At 34.5% G+C, this 19,109-nt stretch carries 15 protein-coding genes; 12 read left to right on the top strand and 3 right to left on the bottom strand.

Features of this window, described 5'->3' with window-relative positions; genetic code table 11:
- Positions 1–73: 73 nt before the first annotated feature.
- A complete protein-coding gene (locus tag HR057_RS07405) occupies positions 74–2,425 on the top strand; it encodes a VWA domain-containing protein (RefSeq protein ID WP_173730803.1) in 2,352 nt (783 codons plus the stop codon).
- 443 nt (positions 2,426–2,868) lie between these two features.
- Here HR057_RS07405 and HR057_RS07410 read toward each other — a convergent pair whose 3' ends face one another.
- The 3 genes from HR057_RS07410 to HR057_RS07420 are packed head-to-tail and all read right to left on the bottom strand — an operon-like array spanning position 2,869 to position 6,373.
- Positions 2,869–4,899, bottom strand: a complete 2,031-nt coding sequence (locus HR057_RS07410) for a hypothetical protein (protein ID WP_173730804.1) — start codon at positions 4,897–4,899, stop codon at positions 2,869–2,871.
- 15 nt (positions 4,900–4,914) lie between these two features.
- Positions 4,915–5,682 (bottom strand): PilW family protein, encoded by a 768-nt coding sequence (locus HR057_RS07415; protein WP_173730805.1) that lies wholly within the window; start codon positions 5,680–5,682, stop codon positions 4,915–4,917.
- Positions 5,666–6,373, bottom strand: coding sequence for a type IV pilus modification PilV family protein (locus HR057_RS07420; protein WP_173730806.1), 708 nt, complete (start codon positions 6,371–6,373; stop codon positions 5,666–5,668). Before HR057_RS07420 ends, HR057_RS07415 begins: the two co-directional genes overlap by 17 nt.
- Before the next feature lie 214 nt (positions 6,374–6,587).
- Here HR057_RS07420 and HR057_RS07425 point away from each other — a divergent pair, with 214 nt between their 5' ends.
- The 11 genes from HR057_RS07425 to HR057_RS07475 all read left to right on the top strand — a co-directional run bounded on the left by HR057_RS07425 (position 6,588) and on the right by HR057_RS07475 (position 18,981).
- The gene (locus tag HR057_RS07425; protein WP_173730807.1) at positions 6,588–8,747 is read left to right on the top strand and encodes a coiled-coil domain-containing protein; all 2,160 of its coding nucleotides are present in this window, start codon (positions 6,588–6,590) and stop codon (positions 8,745–8,747) included.
- Between the two features lie 56 nt (positions 8,748–8,803).
- Complete coding sequence (locus tag HR057_RS07430) at positions 8,804–9,604, top strand: PRC-barrel domain-containing protein (protein WP_173730808.1); 801 nt, start codon at positions 8,804–8,806, stop codon at positions 9,602–9,604.
- A gap of 22 nt (positions 9,605–9,626) precedes the next feature.
- Positions 9,627–10,916: a G5 domain-containing protein gene (locus HR057_RS17210; RefSeq protein WP_173730809.1), complete on the top strand. Its 1,290-nt coding sequence runs from the start codon at positions 9,627–9,629 to the stop codon at positions 10,914–10,916.
- A 31-nt stretch (positions 10,917–10,947) separates the two neighbouring features.
- The gene (locus HR057_RS07440) at positions 10,948–12,612 is read left to right on the top strand and encodes a GspE/PulE family protein (protein WP_196237882.1); all 1,665 of its coding nucleotides are present in this window, start codon (positions 10,948–10,950) and stop codon (positions 12,610–12,612) included.
- 10 nt (positions 12,613–12,622) lie between these two features.
- Positions 12,623–13,669 (top strand): type IV pilus twitching motility protein PilT, encoded by a 1,047-nt coding sequence (locus HR057_RS07445; protein WP_173730810.1) that lies wholly within the window; start codon positions 12,623–12,625, stop codon positions 13,667–13,669.
- 126 nt (positions 13,670–13,795) lie between these two features.
- Positions 13,796–15,004, top strand: coding sequence for a type II secretion system F family protein (locus tag HR057_RS07450; protein ID WP_173730811.1), 1,209 nt, complete (start codon positions 13,796–13,798; stop codon positions 15,002–15,004).
- A 72-nt stretch (positions 15,005–15,076) separates the two neighbouring features.
- Positions 15,077–15,568 carry a type II secretion system protein gene (locus HR057_RS07455; RefSeq protein WP_173730812.1) on the top strand — a complete coding sequence of 164 codons (492 nt, stop codon included), beginning with the start codon at positions 15,077–15,079 and terminating at the stop codon, positions 15,566–15,568.
- A gap of 89 nt (positions 15,569–15,657) precedes the next feature.
- The gene (locus tag HR057_RS07460; protein WP_173730813.1) at positions 15,658–16,431 is read left to right on the top strand and encodes a prepilin peptidase; all 774 of its coding nucleotides are present in this window, start codon (positions 15,658–15,660) and stop codon (positions 16,429–16,431) included.
- Positions 16,432–16,630: 199 nt separating this feature from the next.
- The gene (gene pilM / locus HR057_RS07465; protein ID WP_173730814.1) at positions 16,631–17,611 is read left to right on the top strand and encodes a type IV pilus biogenesis protein PilM; all 981 of its coding nucleotides are present in this window, start codon (positions 16,631–16,633) and stop codon (positions 17,609–17,611) included.
- 3 nt (positions 17,612–17,614) lie between these two features.
- Positions 17,615–18,229: a PilN domain-containing protein gene (locus tag HR057_RS07470; protein WP_173730815.1), complete on the top strand. Its 615-nt coding sequence runs from the start codon at positions 17,615–17,617 to the stop codon at positions 18,227–18,229.
- The gene (locus HR057_RS07475) at positions 18,226–18,981 is read left to right on the top strand and encodes a hypothetical protein (RefSeq protein WP_173730816.1); all 756 of its coding nucleotides are present in this window, start codon (positions 18,226–18,228) and stop codon (positions 18,979–18,981) included. Before HR057_RS07470 ends, HR057_RS07475 begins: the two co-directional genes overlap by 4 nt.
- Positions 18,982–19,109 lie beyond the last annotated feature (128 nt).

Genomic DNA, 19,109 nt, shown 5'->3' on the forward strand with positions numbered 1-19,109 from the left:
TTATTCTTTATAGTAAAGAATATTTATTTTTTTAAGCTAGTGAGAACAGTTTTCAATTAATAGGGGGTTTCGTATGAAAAAGAAAATTACCAAGCTATTTTTCGCTGTAGTTTTAGCAAGTATTTCAATGTTATATAACTTTACATATGCTATGGCGGAAAATGATAAAAAAACAGGAGAATTTGAGTTTGTAAGTTTTGAAAAAATTAGTGGTTATGCTGGAGAGCCCGGGCAGGGAAACGGACAAGGCAATACAGTCGACCATATAGATATATTCATATACCAGAATGGAAACCAAATCGGATCCCCTATCCGTGTAGACCAATTTGAAGAAGTTATTCTTCAAGGAAAAAAACGATACTATTTTAATGTGGATATGCAATCAAAGTGGCCGGAGCAATTCAATCCTGCAGTGCCATTTAAACTCATTGGTAAAGTATATAAACAAGCAAATGGAAATTTCCAATACGAATTTACAAAGGACAACATAACAATAGATCTTGTAAATACAGCAAGTCTTGATTTCGAGGTAAACCCATCACAGAGAAGCAGTGTCATTAATCCAGAAACAGAGGTTGCAATCGTTGATATTAATGCAAAAATCATTCCAAAAGGTATCCTAGGTCAAAACAATCAACGCAATACTCCGATCGATGTTGTTTTTATTTTTGATACATCAGGTTCAATGGTATTAAATATGGCAACCGGGAAATCTGACAATCAAAAATTTATAAAAGCAAAAGATGGCGCAGTGAGTGCTATTGAAAAATTTAAAGAAGCAGCGATTGAAGGTGACAGATTTGCTTTTATACCATTTGCTTTAAATGTCGGCACAGTTATAAATTTTAATACCAATACATCAAAAGCTGAAATCACGAAACAATTGAATAAAATAAAAGATACTATTAATGGGTTAAAAGCTAATGGTGGAACAAATTATTATGATGCATTTACAAAGGCAAACGAATTGCTCGGAAACTCAGACAAACCAAAATATATCATCTTTTTGACAGATGGGCGTCCAGACACTTATGAAGATTATTCAAATGTTAATATTAGCGGCGAATTTCCAAAATGGGAAGTTGTGACTAAAGAGGTAAAAGTAAAAAGCTGCATTTTAATCCTTTGTACTACAAAAACAAAAACAGAAGTTGTAAGTGAAGGCTGGTCAACGAAAAAATATTCAGTAAATAATGCAAATGTTAAATTGCAAAAAGAGAAGAATGATGTCATTTTTAAATTTAATGGTGAGAAATATTTATTTGGAAAAGGCGATCTTGATTATGCATATGCACGAGTAGCAGCTTCTCATTTAGCTTCAAAGGGAATAAAGTTGTATTCCATCGGCTTTGGTTCTGATGGCGATGTTGATATGAATTTCTTAAGTGAACTATCAAATTTAACAGGTGGAAATGCCCAAAAGGGTGAAAAAGCAGATATAAGTTCTATTTACGAAAATTTATCAAATACGATTAGTAAAGCGTCTATAAGAAATATTAAAGTTTTAGTAAGTATTAACGATTATATTGGAAAAGTGATGATAAATAGCGGTGCTGTAATGGATGACAAAAATCCAGGGTATGTTGCTTTGAATTTTGATGATATTCCATATGAAATTGGTGTTACACCAAAAGAACCAGCGACAAAATCTTTCTCATTAGCATTTTATGAACCAGGCGTCTATACATTTAATGATATTAAGCTCGTTTATACTGACCTAAAAAATAATTCTCAGACAGTTTCAGGTGAACCATTTGATGTTACAATTGTCAAAAATAGCAGTATTGGTATGAAATTTGCTGCAGATTTGTATGAGATCGATGTCGATTCGAACACAGTCCCGACTATAGATCTAACTGAAGAGGTATTACCTGAAAACGAAGGCGACGTCCTTCCAGAGGTAATAAATTGGTCTTCATCGAATTCGAATGTTGCAGTTGTGAACAATGGAATTGTAACCCCAAAAGGGATTGGGGAAGCACAAATAAAAATTCAAGCAACAGATGAAAAAGGGAATCCAATTGAAGCAGCAACAACGGTAAAAATCAATGTAGTTATTGAAGAAATTTCATTTGATGCTGCAAGTTATTTATATGACGACGAAAAGGATTCAATGGATATGCTTCCGCATGTTATATTTAAACAATCTGCACCAGCTTCTTTCGCATTAACAGGAGATCAAAAACGAAATGCATTACAATGGGGTCCGGATCTAGAAGAAAGCAAAGTGATTACAATGAATAACGGAAGAATATCAAGAAAAGGTCAAGATATTTCAGGATTCCAAATGATAAAAGCTACACTTCGTGAACCGAATCCAAATGATTATTACAAAATTAAACCATCAACAAAAAAAGAAACACAGGCATTAATTAAAGTGAACGGAGAAAGTAAGACGATCCAAGAACCAAAGAAACAATGGTAATAAAAAGAGGTTTAACCGGTCGGCACCTCAAAAGTTAGAGCAATCATTCTAACTTTTGGGGTGTTTTTATGAAAAAATAAAGCCAAGACTTCATATAAAAGATAAAAGGAAAGCAGGAAATTTTTTTTTTGCTCAAATATTTGAGATTCCATCTTCAAAAACAATGAAAAATTATAAAGATTTTGGAGAAGAAGGTTTTGAATGGAAAGTAATCGAGGATAATTATGATGCCCACATAAGCAGTGTTTGTGCTTTTTACGAGGATACAGCGTTCCATATGAATGGGGCATCCTAATTTATAAGGAAATATATCGATTCGTACAACAATGACCATTTAACTAAAAAATTGGCCGGCATGAGTCCGGTATAATAGCGAACATATGCCAGCCAATTAGTTGCATAATAAAACTCTAGAATTAGTGTCACTTGCATAATGATGCTTTTTATTCGATCATTAAGTTGATTGGAATTACTTGTAAACGGTCAACCCTCGGAAGTGAACTTAGTTGATCTGTAATAACCCGATTATCATATTCAACATAAAAACGCGATTTTACATCTGACTGTTGATGATAATCTGCAATTTTTGCTTCATCAATAATAGGATTCGTGAAATTATAGCGAATCGCATTAATGACTAACTGTTGGCGTGCAAAAACACCGCCTTCAATTTGAAAATATGAACCAACTCCATACAAAGTTGCTTTTTTATCTGTATAAAAGAATGCTTTTAAGTTTGGCGGACTATTTATTAAATTAACAAGCTTATTGTCTTCTGGTTCTTTCACATCCTCGAATTCGTTAATTCTTACGATTTTTAATTCTTCATTGCTGATTAATACGAGCTGTTTTTTCAAGTTATCAGGATCTGTCTCTTCATCCTTTGAACCCTCGATGTTCACATTATCAACAATGCTCTCTCCCGTTACATAAATGGTAGAATCAAATTTTAGATACTTATTATTTTCATCCATATCATCATACTTAATGTATAAATTGCCGTTTACAAGAATATTTGCTTTTATTTCAACTGGGTCGTCAATAGGGCCTCCTACAATTTCTAAGTTCCCATTGACAACTAGCCATCCTTTCTTATCGTTTTCATAATTCTTTAAATCTAAATTTTTATTGATTGTAAATGTATGGCTGTTTTTAAATACGACATCATTTCCTTCTTTATCAATGTTTGTAAATAATAATGTTGTATTTTCATTATCAATATCTGTTTTAAAAATATTTTCATCATTATCTTTATAAGTTTCTAAAACAGATTCTTCAAGTAAAAATAGTTTTTGTCCAGAAACAGTACCACAAGTAAATTTTGGATTTTGGTATCTTGGTCCATCGCCATTTCGTATTTCATTATCGGCTTCAGCTATTTCCATAAGATAACCAATCAGTTCATCGATATTTCCTGTTTCACTACGATTATTTTCAACCATACCATCTGTATAATAAAGTGCCTCAAAAAAAGAATCGCTTTTACATGTATTAATGATTGAAGACACTGCAGAATGATTTATAGTACCAGAATCAAGATCTATTAAATTTTTCAAACCAGCATCAGATAATTTTAAACTAAATGTGTTGTTAAAATTCATATCTACAAAGTTTTTGCCAGTCGGTTTTATAACAGGAATACCTTTGATTCCGTCATCTTTTTCTTGAAAATCCCCTGCATAAAAAGGTGGAGCATTAGGAATTTCATTTTTAATATTATTAATAACTTTCGTTGTATATAAAGTTCCGAAGATACTAGGGCCATAAAATGGACCTGTTTGTTGTGGTTCAGGGTTAATCTCTTTATCCACATAAAATTCAGCCTTGCTGTTTAATTCTAATGTTGGTGCATAAACATTGCCTATGATGTCAGGAGAACCGTTAATAATAAGCGCGTTTTCGTATGTTCCAACTGCATAGTTTAAGAAACTAGGCGTTGGCGACAAAATGACATTTTGCGTTACAGTTCTTTGGATTGGATTATTTGAATGATCACCAGTATCGTTGATTTTGATTTCGAAAATACGAATATAGTTATTTTCCATAAAATGATTAAGAGTTCCGTTATTTAAATCAATGAAGTCTTCATATTGGGCATTCGTGTTACTTCCTAATTCATTTATGACTACTGGTCTTTTTTCATTTGAGCGATCACAAGAAAATCCAAGATTGTCGTTAAAGTAACATTCCGTCTCTTTAATAATCTCATTTAATGTAAAATCGTAATTGGTTGGGGGTATCTCCTCTGTTTTCAACCAATTCTGTATCTCTGTTGAACTATCAATATCCTCCTGCAATTTGGCAAGTACTTCACTCATTAATACTTTTTCACTAGATGTCATCTCAATTTCCGATTCTCTAATAGCCGTTCGTTTTGAATGGTTGACAGTTGCACCTAAGACGGCTAGGCCAAGTACGGAAAATATTAATGTAACCATTAAAACAACTACTAAACTTGAGCCTCTTTCATTCAACGATGCCACCCCCTATTAAAAACCGAATTGGCTCTTTAATTGAAGCCTATAATTATCATCGATATTTGCTCTCTTTAAAATTAAAGAAATATCAACGACTCCATTCGTACATTTTTTATTAATCAATTTATTACCGCTCGATTGATCTGTAATAATAGATGCTTCATATGAACAAGTCGCTTTTATTTCGGAACCATCTTCTGTAGAATCTTTTGGCGCAATGAAAAAATCATAGCGATCTGCTAGAAGTTTTTCAGAATGAATTTGTTTTGTAATAGTAATTTCATTGTTACTATTATTTAGTTCTGCTTCATAGTCCTCTATGACAATAGTATTTTTCACTTTCTCATCATCAATCGTTTCTTTAATGATTTTAATTTGGGTAATAATAAGGTCATCCTTTAATTCATTAAAACTTGGAATCCCAATTTTGTATTTATCAGCAGATTCATCATCGCTAGTCGCGATTTTCGTAGCAACTGTTTTATGAATTTCGATGCATAAATTTTTGTTTGTTTCTGGGAAAGCGGATGTTGTATTTTGGCATTTGTTTTTAATATCACTAATGTCCCCTTCATCCAATGTACCCATAATTTTTGAAATAACATAATCTGCTTCATCTCGTAGAGATTGTTCAATTCCAACTTTTTCATATGTCCGATAGCCAGCCATTAATAAACCATAAATAATGCCTAAAACTAACGTGCTGATTGTAAAAGCAGCTAATACTTCTACTAATGTTAAACCGTTTGAGTTTTGTAATATTTTAGCGAAATGCCTCATCAGAGATAACTCCTTCTAAGACGATATTGTCTCTTTTCTCATTCCATGTAACGACAACAAAAATTTTTAGTAACTGTGACTGATAATCAGGAGATTTTGTTCCAATGATTGAATTAATACCTTTTGTAATCTCGGCTTCATCATTTTCGGATTTAAGTAAATCAATGATTTGATCATTGATTGATTTTTCCTCGTAAAATTCTGTTAAATAAACAACAACTTGATTATTATCTTTATAGTCCATATTATTAATAATAGGAGCGAGTACGGATAAACAAATACTTCCGTCTGCTATTTCATTTCCTTCATCATCTACTCCGCTTGTAAATAAAGGGAAATCTTCAAATCTAGCTACCCCGCAATCTGAAAGATTACGATTCCCTTCCTCATCTTTTTTCACGCATGATTGATCTTCAACGCAGTTTTCCCACGTTAATTTAACGAATTTATCGCTTCCTTTGTTCTGCTCTATGTATTTCTCCATTACGAAAAAATTTTGCTTTTCCATATAGTTAACTACGTTTCTTGCAATGTTGACTGCAATCGTTTTGCTTTTGTTTTCCATTGTATAATCATACGCTTCTAGAAAGAATTTATACAAAGTAAAAACTAGTAAAAAAATGAGAGCTAGCGAAAGCATAACTTCTATAAGAGTAAAACCTTTGTTGTTACGGAATATATGAAACTTCAACAAATTTTTCCCTTCTTTCAATTATGTTAGACGATTACACAGTGTAAAATATCGTATTATTTTGTTAAAAATTGTATAACATTATCGGAATGTGCTTTCAAATTGTCAGTTTTTATTATACAATAAACTTCAGGATATTTTGTGTATTTTTTTCTATATTTTGGCATTGATTTGTGATCAATGATTGATATTTTTGAAGAAAGAAGGTGGGAATTTGGATGTGCATATTTTTGGTATCATATTTATTATAATTTTATTACCGATATTATATAAGGTTCCAATCGGTCTTAATAAGAAGGAAAAATTGTTAATTGCAGGAATGTCTTTTATTCTTGCAGAAATTGGGTTTTTAGCAAATAAGTTCCTAGGTTTATGGAAAGCTATCATTATTTTATTGTTGTTAACGCTCATAGCCGCTTATATTTTTGAAACTAGACTAAGATCCCGTTTTGCAGGTGGCGGAGTTTCTTCTAAAAGTTCAGGCAGAGGGCAAATAGTAGATTTGTCGAATGATGAAAAAATAGTAGAAAAATTAGAAGAAAATATACATAAAGATTTTAGAGATTTTAATCTTGGACAAGAAGCCATCGACCGTCTGCTTTTTGAGAGAGAACAGTCAAAGAAAAAAAATAGTGATTCGATTGTATTAGAAGAAATGCAAGACCAAAATATACCACCTGAACATGTTGAAATTCCTAATGAAAAAAGTCTTGCTGCACAATTAAATAGTATTGAGGAACCAAACGGGATTATTGAAGATTCATTTAACAATGCTGAACAATTTTCTGACTTTGCTCAAGTCCAACAGTTGGATGCCAAAGAACAACATGGATTTGAAAGAGAAGCAATTGCAGTAAAAGAAAATGAAGAAGTTGTCTTGCAACTAGAAACGGAACATCAGGATGAAAAACTACAAGAACAAGTTGTTGCATTGAATGTTGAAATTGAAGAAGAAAGCAAACAATTTGATGAACTTGAAAAAGCGGAAAATATTTCAATGGAACAACTTCAACAAGAAGAAGAACAAAACCAAGAAGTCAATGAAGTTGTTGCAGATTCGACAACCGACTTTGAAGCAGATCGTAGTGAAGATCAATCGGCTCAATTGGCTTTTGAGCAAAAACAGGAAGTTGATTTAGAAGACTTACTAAGCGGAATACGCGTTGAAAACGATCGAGGCCAACAACAATCTACACAAGCTCCGGTTGGGGAAGATGCTGACAGTGTAGACGAGTTGCTAAGAAGACGTAATGCTTTATTTGAGGAACTTGAGGAAAGTACATTTGAGAAACCTGCTTTTATTTCTGAAGAGATTCAAACTGAGCAAAGTGTAGAAGACGTTCAAGAAAATGTAGAAGAATCTGAAGTAGAAGTTGCCGCAGAAAATGTCGAAGAAGAAACAGCAACTGTAAAAGAAGACATCGCAAGAGAAGCTAAAGAGGATATTCAAGAGGCAGTTGCAGAAGCTGTCCAAGAAAATGTTGAACCAACTGTTATAGAAACCGTTGAAGAAGCAGCAGCCGTTGCAGAAGACATTGTCGATGAAGTAAAAGAGGACATTGCGGAAGCATTAGCCGAAGACGTTAAAGAAAATGTAGAAGAAGCTGGAGTAGAAGTTGCCTTAGAAAATGTTGAAGAAGAAACAGCAACTGTAAAAGAAGACATCGTAGAAGAAGCCAAAGAGGATATTCAAGAAACAGTTCCAGAAGAAACGATTGAAGCAACTGTTGTAGAAAATGTTCTAGAAAATGTTCTAGAAAACGTTTTAGAGGCTGATCAAAAAGAATCTGAACCAGCTAGGGAACCTCTAATTGAAGAAAATGAAAGTGTACTAGAACCTGCTATTGAATTTGTAGAGCAAGAAGTTTCAGCTGAGTCTGAACTTGATTTCTCTGCTCAACTAGAGGCACTTGAAATAATAGGTGAGAATGCGACTGAAGATGAAGAAAATCAAGTGAACGAAATGAAAAAATTGGATGTATTTGAAAATATTTCATCTAGTGAAATGAACGATTCTGACGTTAAAATAGGTGAAGAAAGCTTCATTTTTGCCGATGAAATAATAGAAAATCAAGGATTTGAACTTCCTGAAACAAAAACACAGCAGCAAATGCTAAATGCAATGGTTGAAAATTTACATTTATCCAAACAAACCTTATCACCTGATGAGTATGCAAACCTTGTCCGTTCCTATATGCAGCCGGATTTACCAGATCAATATTACTTTACATTCGCGTTTTTATTAATTGAGCATTTCATTTCTCAACAGGAATTCAATAAATTAAGCGATTTGCTGCAAAACTTAAATAGTAAAGCGTCTAAATACCCGATTTTAAAACAACAAATCAATTATCTTATTGAAAGGTACTGTTAATTCATAAGTTTTTTACAACTGAGAAGAGAAAAATAATAACAGGTATGGTGAATAAGATGAAAAAAAGCAATCAAATACTAGGACTGCCGATTATAAGTATTTCAGATGGCTCCGAAGTAGGTGCCGTAAAATCATTAGTAGTCAATCCAGATAAAGGTTCTGTTGATTTTATCATCATTGAAAAAGAGGATTGGCAAGTTAGTGTGAAAGCCATTCCGTTTAAAAAAATAGTCGGAATTGGTGAATATGCGGTTACTGTTGAATCTGATAATGCAGTAATTGATTTAAATGAAATACCAATTGCTAATCAATTAGTGAATAAAAAAATAAAAATCAACGGTTCTAAAGTGATGACACGAAAAGGGGAACTGTTGGGTGAAGTAATCGAATACTTTATCGATGAAGATAATGGCCAAATTTTAGGTGCTGCGCTAAGCGTTGCAAACCGTGAAGTTATTATTGCTTCAAGCAGTGTTATCACATACGGAAAAGAAATTATTATCGTTAAAGAAAATGCTTCCAATTATTTTTTGGACGCACCTGAACAATTAATTCAAGATAAAGCTAGAAAAGAAGATTTATTCCAAACCGAACTTGTTGATCAATCAAATCAAAATAACAAAACTGAAGAAAACGTTACAAATGAAAAAAAAATGAATGAAAATGACCCATTCAAGGCAATCAGAGATCAACAATTTGAATTATTAAAAGGAAAATTAACTACAAAAGATTTACTAGACAAAGATGGAACGGTCCTTATTCCGAGAGGTACTGTTTTAGACAGAGAGGAAATTTTGAAGGCACAACAACTTGGTCCTACTGGTATTATTCAGCTTTCAATGCATGTTGAAGATTAGTAGTAGTCTGGGGGCCTAAATTGTGAATAAAGTTGTAAATTTAAAGCTTTTTGGATTATTAATAGCTTGTACAAGCTTTATTATGATTCTTTCTTACATCGGAACAAAAACAATTGATGCTGTATTTCATCCGCAAAGCCCGGAATATTCAAGTGGCACAATGATTGGCCCGATCTCCTTGGATGGTATGACAAAAGAGCAGGCAGAATCAGAAGTTGCAACGAAAATAGCTGAATGGAGCAAAACAAGCTCCCTTTCTTTTCAATATCAAAATAAAATTATAGAATTGCCAGATCATATCTATAGTATTGATGTGAATGGAAGCGTTCAAAGGGCTAAAGACGGGCAAAAAAATGATTTTGTAATTACAATTGACAAAAAAATACTGGATGAAGAGATTCAAAAAACGATCGATAATCAAGTAATTATAAAAGATTTAGATATTAATAAACTTGAACAATCTATCATAGAAACTGTTAACGAGCTTCGGGCTGAGCCAGTGCGCTTTCAGCTCTTGGCTTATTTAAAAACAGATGGAGAAATAGCTGAAAAAGAATTAGCAGTCACTACTATAAGTGGAATTGCGAACGAACGGAAAAATCTTGAAGCAATTTTAGGAAATTCCTATGAATTCGAAATTGCTGCGAATGATTCATTTTCTTTTAAAAATACATTTGGAAGTAATCAGCCGGACAGTGATGCATATTCGATCATTGCATCTGCTATTTATGAAGTGATTCTTCCAACGAATTTCATGATAATTGAAAGAAATATTAGCAGACAATTACCACCTTATAGCAAAGTGGGAGAAGAAGCAAAAGTTTCAAATAAGATGGATTTAATTTTTAATAATCCTAATCCATATTCATACAAAATTTTAATGAAATTAGGGAAAGACCAATTACAAGCCAAATTAATTGGTCCATCATTTCCTTATAACTATGCGGTCAAAAAAGAAACAGAATCCTATTCTCCTAGGACTGTGCTACAATTTTCCGCTAAACTTTCTCCAGGGCAGACAAAAGTATTAGACCAAGGAAAAAAAGGTTTGCTCGTAAAAGTCTATCGTGAAACGAAAGACGACAACAATCAAGTGATTGAAACAACTTTTATTTCTGAAGACTTTTATCCCCCAAATTATCGGATAGTGCAAACAGGGTTGATGCCTTCAGAAAAAGCGACGAGTGAAACAGAAAATAAACCTGCGAATACTCAAAACAAAGACATGAGCAATGAAGAGAATGAACCAAATGTGACGGACAATGAATCAACTGAAACGGATGAAGAAACTTCCTCTCGAGCTATATTATAAGAATGTCCAACTTGGTTAGTAGGTGATTACGATGAAGATGAAACGAAAGCGGCTCGGGGATTTGCTCGTTGAAAGTGGTTTAATTACGAATGAACAACTCCAGGAAGCATTAGCGGAGAAAGGCGAAGGGGAAAAACTAGGGAACGTACTCATCAAAAAAGGTTATATTACTGAATTACAATTAATCGAAGTGCTAGAATTTCAATTGGGAATTCCGCATATTAGTTTGTTTCAGTATCCGATTGATATTAATTTAACGAAATTAGTTCCAAAAGAATTTGCATATAGGAAATCTATTATTCCGATAAAGAAAGACGGAGATCGTCTTTATGTTGCAATGGCGGACCCAATGGATTACATAACAATAGAAGATTTACGTCTACGGACGGGTTTTCAAATTGAAGTTCTGTTAGCAACGAGAGATGAAATTCAAAGCACAATTAATCGCTATTATGATTCAGATGATACATTAAATATCGAGGAGATTCAAAAATTAAGTTCAGGAACAGAAGATGATGCAGACCAGCTAACTGATGATGAAGCGCCAATTGTAAAATTGGTCAATCAGTTGCTGGTAACCGCTGTTCAACAGCAAGCAAGTGATATTCATATTGATCCGCAAGAAGATAAAGTTCTCATCCGCTATCGGATAGACGGAGTCTTAAGAACCGAAAGAACGTTGTCAAAAAACATACAAAATGTTTTGACAGCGAGAATTAAAATTATGGCAAAGCTCGATATAACAGAAAGCCGGATTCCGCAAGACGGAAGAATTAAGCGGACGATCGATTTTCATCAAGTCGATTTACGGATTTCGACATTGCCAACGGTTTATGGAGAAAAAATTGTAATGCGGATTCTAGATTTGGGGACTACCTTAATCGATATTCAAAAACTCTCGCTTAATAAATTAAATTATCAACGTTTTATAGATTTGATTGAGCGCCCCAATGGAATCATTCTCATAACTGGTCCGACTGGGTCAGGGAAATCTACGACACTTTATGCGGCTTTAAATTATTTAAATCGTGAAGATATGAACATAATTACAATAGAAGATCCGGTCGAATATCAGCTTAAAGGCATCAATCAAGTTCAAGTTAATTCAAACGTAGGGATGACTTTTGCGAGAGGTTTGCGGGCAATTCTACGACAAGATCCGAATATCATAATGGTTGGGGAAATCCGGGACCAAGAAACTGCGGAAATTGCCATACGTGCTTCCTTAACAGGGCACTTAGTTCTAAGTACGATCCATACGAATGATGCGATTAGCACAATTACAAGATTAACAGATATGGGAATTGAGCCATTTTTAGTAGCCGCATCACTAGCTGGAGTTCTTTCGCAGCGCCTAGTACGCCGAGTATGTCGTGATTGTGCCCAATGGGTTGAACCTTCTAAGAGTGAATTGCACCTTTTTGAAAAGCGGGGAATGAAAATCGAAAAAGTTGCAAGGGGCAGAGGATGTGGCCGCTGTAATATGACCGGATATAGAGGCAGACTTGCTGTTCATGAGCTGCTAGTTATCGATGAGAAAATCCGCCGCATGATTATGGACCATGAACCTAACTCCAAAATTCGCGAACAAGCGATCCGTAATCAAATGATTTTCTTACTTGATGATGGACTCTTAAAAGTAAAACAAGGACTGACAACTACTGAGGAAATCTTGAAAATTGCATTGAGTGAGTAGGTGTTTTTCGATGAAAAACCGGATTGAAGAATTAATGCGGGCAGCTTATGAATTAAAAGCTTCCGACTTGCATTTAACAGTCGGAGTCCCGCCGATGCTTCGTATTCATGGAGAATTAAAGCGCTACGGAACAGATCCACTTAAACCTTTAGATATAGAACAAATGGCACAAGCGATCGTTTCCCCAAAAATGTGGGAACGGTTTAAAGAAATAGGAGAAATTGACTTTTCCTACGGAATTAAACAAGTTTCAAGGTTTAGGATCAATATTTACCGGCAGCGTTCTTGTGTTTGTATGGCGATTCGTGTCATTCCGACACGTATTCCAACTATAGACGAATTAAAATTGCCGGAAGTGTTAAAAAAGATTACAACGAAACCGCAAGGACTCGTTCTCGTAACAGGTCCAACGGGAAGTGGTAAATCTACAACACTCGCATCGATGATCGACTATATGAATCGTACGATGAAAAAGCATATTATTACGCTCGAGGATCCGATAGAGTACCTCCATAGACATAATAATAGTATCATTGACCAGCGGGAAATTGGTTTTGACACCAATTCGTTTGCATCTGGATTACGTGCGGCATTACGCCAAGATCCCGATGTTATTTTAGTAGGGGAATTGCGGGATTTAGAAACGATATCTACAGCGATTACTGCGGCAGAGACGGGGCACCTTGTTTTTGGAACGCTTCACACAACAAGCGCTCCTGCGACTGTAGACCGTATTATCGATGTCTTCCCTCCTAGTCAGCAAGGTCAAGTGAGAGTCCAGCTTGCAACCGTCTTAGTAGCTGTCATTTCACAACGTCTTTTTCCAACAATTGACAAATCAGGAAGACGTGCTGCTACTGAAATATTAATCAATAATTCTGCGGTTGCGAACTTAATACGTAACGAAAAAATCCATCAAATTATTAACGTTATGCAAACGAGCCGCAGCACGGGCATGCAAACACTTGAGATGGATATTAAACAAATGGTTGCCAATGGCGTAATTGCAAAAGAAGTAGCTGCTCCATATTTATTAGAACATCAAGGAGATATGTAAGCTTATAGGATTAAAGTAATAATTTTTTATAAATTTTTCACACATTTATAAAATATTGGTATTTATTTTGAGAAATTTTTACATTAAAATGTATATAAAGGATCCATTTTAAAGAAGGTTGATGCCATGGCTCAATACAAGTATACTGCTAGACTAATAAGCGGGAAAAAACAAACAGGCATTATCAGAGCTGATACAAGGCGAGAGGCAATTGCTAAGCTAAAAGACCGAGGCGTCCGTGTTTTACAAATTGAAGATGTGCCTGAGACAGCCTTCAATAAAGACATATACATAGGTCGTCCTGTGAAATTAATAGATTTTGTCATATTTTTGCGTCAGTTTGCAACATTGCTAAGAGCAGGAGTAACGATTGTTGATTCTACAAGAATATTAGCTATGCAAACGGAAAGTAAAGCACTGCGCAAAGCTTTGTACAGCGTGTTGGAAGATTTAAATCAGGGGATTCCGCTTTCGGAATGCACAGCCAAACACAAACAGATCTTTCCGCCTATATTTGTTAATTTAGTTAAAGCAGGCGAAGCGAGTGGAGCCCTTGATGATACGCTGGAACGGTTAAGCGATTATTTTGAAAAGCAGCATGAAACGAAAAAGAAAATACAATCAGCATTGGCTTATCCGATCATCGTTGGAATAATTGCGGTCGGCGTGGTGATCTTTCTATTAAATAATGTTGTACCAACATTTGCAGATATGTTTGCTGATTTCGGAGGCGAACTTCCTGCAATTACTCAATTTGTCCTAGGAGCTAGTGACTGGGTTCAAGCAAATTGGTGGGTCATTTTACTATCCGCTATTATTTTTATGATCCTTCTACTTGCTTTTAGAAAGCTCCCCTCAACCAAATATTATATCGATTATGCTGCTTTAAAAATGCCGCTATTTGGAAAGGTTATCCAAAAAGCTCTATTAGCACGGATGGCAAGTACATTAAGCTCTTTATTTTCCAGTTCCGTTCCAATCTTAGAAGCAGTATCAATTGTAGAAAAGGTTGTGGAAAATGAAGTATTTGTCAAAGTGCTTCGCGATTCCCGCAAATCGTTAGAACAAGGAATTTCATTAACAGTACCAATGAAAGGACATTGGGTTTTCCCGCCATTAGTCGTACAAATGCTCGCCATCGGCGAAAAAACAGGTACACTTGATGCGATGCTTTCAAAAGTTGCCAACTTCTATGAATTGGAAGTAAAAACAGCAACAGACCAAATAAAATCCTTAATTGAACCAATCATGATAGTCATTTTAGCGGTTGTAGTCGGGACTATTGTACTAGCGATCATGGTACCAATGTTTGAGATTTATAGCCAAGTTCAATAAATACGCAAAACAATTGCGGTATTTATAAAGAAAAAAACAACTAAATGTTTTTCAACAAAGGGGGAAAATATTATGCTAAAACGATACTTAAAAAATGAAAAAGGTTTAACATTAATTGAATTATTGGCAGTAGTCGTTATTTTAGGTATTATTGCAGCGATTGCCATTCCTAGTATCGGGGGAATTATCAGCAACTCTGTAAAAGATGCACATATTTCAAATGCGCAACAAATTGCGAATGCTGCAAAAATTTCGTTTACAGCTAATCAAAATAGTGGCGTTACGGATTCTGATGGAATTAGTTTAGAAGAACTTATTGATGGTGGTTTTCTGGAGCCAATCAAAGATCCTAGTAAAAAAGGCTCGACCTATGATCCAGAGGATACTAACGTAATAATCGACAAAGCAGGAGATAAATTTATTTATAAAGTTCAATTATATAGTAGTGGTGGCCATAAATATATTAAAGAAAATAACGGCAATGTTCCGGATGCTTTTGATTTAACAAGAGACGACATTGATGTAGATATTAAAGAGACCTCACAGCAACAACAAGGAAATTAAGCGTAAGTTTACTTTTTTACCTAAATTCCACTCAAAAAACCCTTCTTTTTCATAGAAGAAGGGTTTTTTAAATAAAAGGGCGGATAGTTTTGGAAATTTTTTATACAATATTTATATTTTTCATCGGACTAGTGCTCGGGTCCTTTTATAATGTCGTTGGACTTCGCGTTCCAATGAAAAAATCGATCGTAAAACCGAGATCAGCTTGTCCGAACTGTCAAAATCAATTAACAGCAAGAGAATTAATACCAGTTCTATCGTTTTTTATTCAAAAGGGCATGTGTAAAAATTGCCACTCGAAAATTTCACCGATCTACCCAATTATGGAATTAATGACGGGTCTATTATTTGTATATTCATATTTTTATTTTAGTTTTTCGCCGTTTTTTTTCGTATCGATTACATTCATTTCAATGTTAATTATCATTACTGTATCAGATTTAGCCTATATGCTAATTCCAGATAAAATATTATTTTTTTTCGCCATCGTGTTTATCATCGAACGAATTTTTATTCCGTTTCAGTCATGGTCGTCTTCGCTTTTAGGATCTGTCATTGGTTTTTGTCTTTTGCTTGTAATAGCTGTTGTCAGCAAAGGCGGCATGGGTGGTGGCGATATTAAATTATTTGCCGTACTAGGGTTTGTGCTTGGATGGAAACTTGTGTTGCTGGCATTTTTTATGTCGACCTTAATCGGCTCCATTTTCGGTTTCATTGGACTTATTTTGAAAAAAATAGAGCGTGGGAAACCGATGCCTTTTGGGCCATATATCGCAATTGGTTCCATTGTCGCTTACTTTTGGGGCGAAGCTATCATTAACTGGTATAGTTTAAATTTTTTATCGTTGATTTTGCCTATTTAATAAGTTAATAGACTCTATTAAAAAAGAAACACAGACTTATTTTATCTAAAAAATTTAATTACCTATATAGCTCCTAATCAAAACTATCTAGGCAACTTAATTAGCAATCATACATACTAGTATTTACAAAATTTATTCATACTAAACAGTTTAAATCATTTAGTACAATATTAATAGTACATATGGGAGGAGGTTATTTATGCCTTTCCGATTATTTGGTAATAAGCGTGTTGCCAATATCATTTTTAAAGATCATGCGATACGCTTTGTTGAAATACGTTCATCCTCTCCACTAAACATCCGTTTAGAAGGAGAGCGAGAGTTGCCTCCCGGAATTATTCATGAGGGCAATATTATAGATAAAGAGTCTTTAATCATGGTGTTGGAAGAATGTGTAGATGAATGGAAAATTAAGGGGCTAGATGTACAATTTATTGTGCCGGATTATTTCATTGTTGTTAGAACGGTCGAAGTTCCGTATGATTTGCGGGATGATGAAATTAAAGGATATTTATATTTGGAACTTGGGACAACCATTCATTTGCCGTTTGAAGATCCGATTTTTGACATATTTGTTCTCGGAACTACTGAAAACAAGAAAAATGTTCTTTTATTTGCAGCACCTGAACAAATTATTTTAGATTATGTTGAAGTTTTGGAGAAAGCAAAATTAAAACCGATTGTTGCGGACAGTTCAGCTTTATCACTATATCGTCTTTATACAAATCTAGATTTGGCTCGACCGAAAGATCATTTAATGATGATTCAGTTTGACATGACGATGGTCAATGTCAGCTTATTTCATGAAGATATTCTCCTTTTCAATCATAATTTAGTTTTAGATTTAAACGTATTGCTATGGCGGAAGAACTACAAAGGAGAATATGAATGGAAAGGTGAACAAGAGGACTTAGTTGGTCAGTTGGAAGATACATATAACGAAATCGATCGCATTATGAATTTTTACCGTTTCTCATTGCACCACGGAAACCAAGAGGTCAATCGGATTTTGTTAACCGGAGATTTTCCTTACTTTGATGAGGTTAAAAATAGGTTGGTAGAATTATATGAAATACCAGTTGATACGATTCGTAGTTCAGTATTAATTGATTCAAACGGCCAAGAACTAGATCGCAAGTATCACCTTCCACTCGGATTAGCGCTGAAAGAGGTGAAATAGTGAATGGTTATTGAAATAAATTTATTGCCGAAAAAAGAACGGAAATCTCTTTCAACAGTAATGATCCTTCTATCTTTTTTATTGCCTTTTATGATTGGAAGTGCCTATATCTTATTTCAATATCAAACAACAAAGGCTGAAATAAATTCTTTACAAAGCCAATTGCAAACGACAAAAGAATTGAGGATCATTCAGGAGCAGAAATTAGCCGAATTAACCTCAACGAGCGCGGTTGACCAGCTTAAAACGACGATTGAATGGGTGGAAAAGCTGCCGATCTCTACAGTTACTTTGCTCAAACATTTAACAGCTCTACTGCCGGAACGTGGTTTTATTTTAAATATGAGGTACGCTGATTCTGGAACAGTCACGATAACTGTGCAATTCGATACGAATCGAGAAACTGCGTATTATTTGCGTGAACTAGAGGATTCTGAAGTCATTGAATCGGTTCAACTAAAAAGTGTGAAAACAAGTGGAGAAGAGTTGGAAAAAACGAATCCAAATTTGAAAGACAAATTAACAAAAGTAATAGTTCCAAGATATATTGCAGTATATGAACTTCAACTCAATCGGCCGGCGTTAAAAGCTTTAGAGAAAAAGGAGGCTGAATTATGAACCTCCGTATGCCGAAAAAAAATTTCTTCGTTCTCATAACTATTGTGATTGCATTAGCAATCGTTGCTGGGGCATATTTTTACTTTATTAGTCCATTAAACAAGGAAATTAACATGATTAAAGATCAACTAGAAACTGAAGAAAAGCTGTACGAAACTCTTGCTGCGAAAGTTGGAAACACAAAAACAACTGTCCTCGAAAATTCGCGATTTTTACAGAAAAAGTTGCCTGTCGATTCTTTTGTTGAACAATTTATTTTTGATTTAGAAAAAGCTGAAGTTGTCTCAAATAGTTTCATAGAAAATATGTCATTTCAAGATGTTGAAGTTTCCAACCAAGAGTTAACGATTGATCAAGAAGATGAGAAGTCGGAAGAGGCTAATAATGAAGGCCAATCTGTGGGAGAAGGTGCTGTTGAGGAAACGACATCTGTTCCAGCGATGCCTGAAGGAATTAAAAGGGTGACTGTGAACTTATCCGTTAATTCAAAGGACTATTTTGATTTACTTAAATTTTTAGATACGATAGAACGCCTTGAACGGATCACGAAAATTGATTCCCTAACGTTTTCTGGTGGTAAGGAAATTTTAGAACTCGATCAAGAACTTGAGGAATTGCATTATTCGGTTGTTGTCTCGACGTATTATTATCCTGCACTTGAAGAACTGCGGGATGAACTGCCTGTATTTGACATGCCGCCACCAAGCAATAAAGATAATCCATTGCCAACTGGAATGTACTATAAAAAATAGATTTCGATTAAATGGATTATTAGATTATTTTAGGAATAATGTCAATATTTGAGGAATATTTATAGGAACAAGACGACAAATGTCTTGTTCTTTTTTATTTTTTATATGGTACTTTATTAAAAAGTGTG

The organism is Calidifontibacillus erzurumensis (genome assembly GCF_013303125.1).
GTDB classification, from domain to species: domain Bacteria; phylum Bacillota; class Bacilli; order Bacillales; family Bacillaceae_J; genus Calidifontibacillus; species Calidifontibacillus erzurumensis.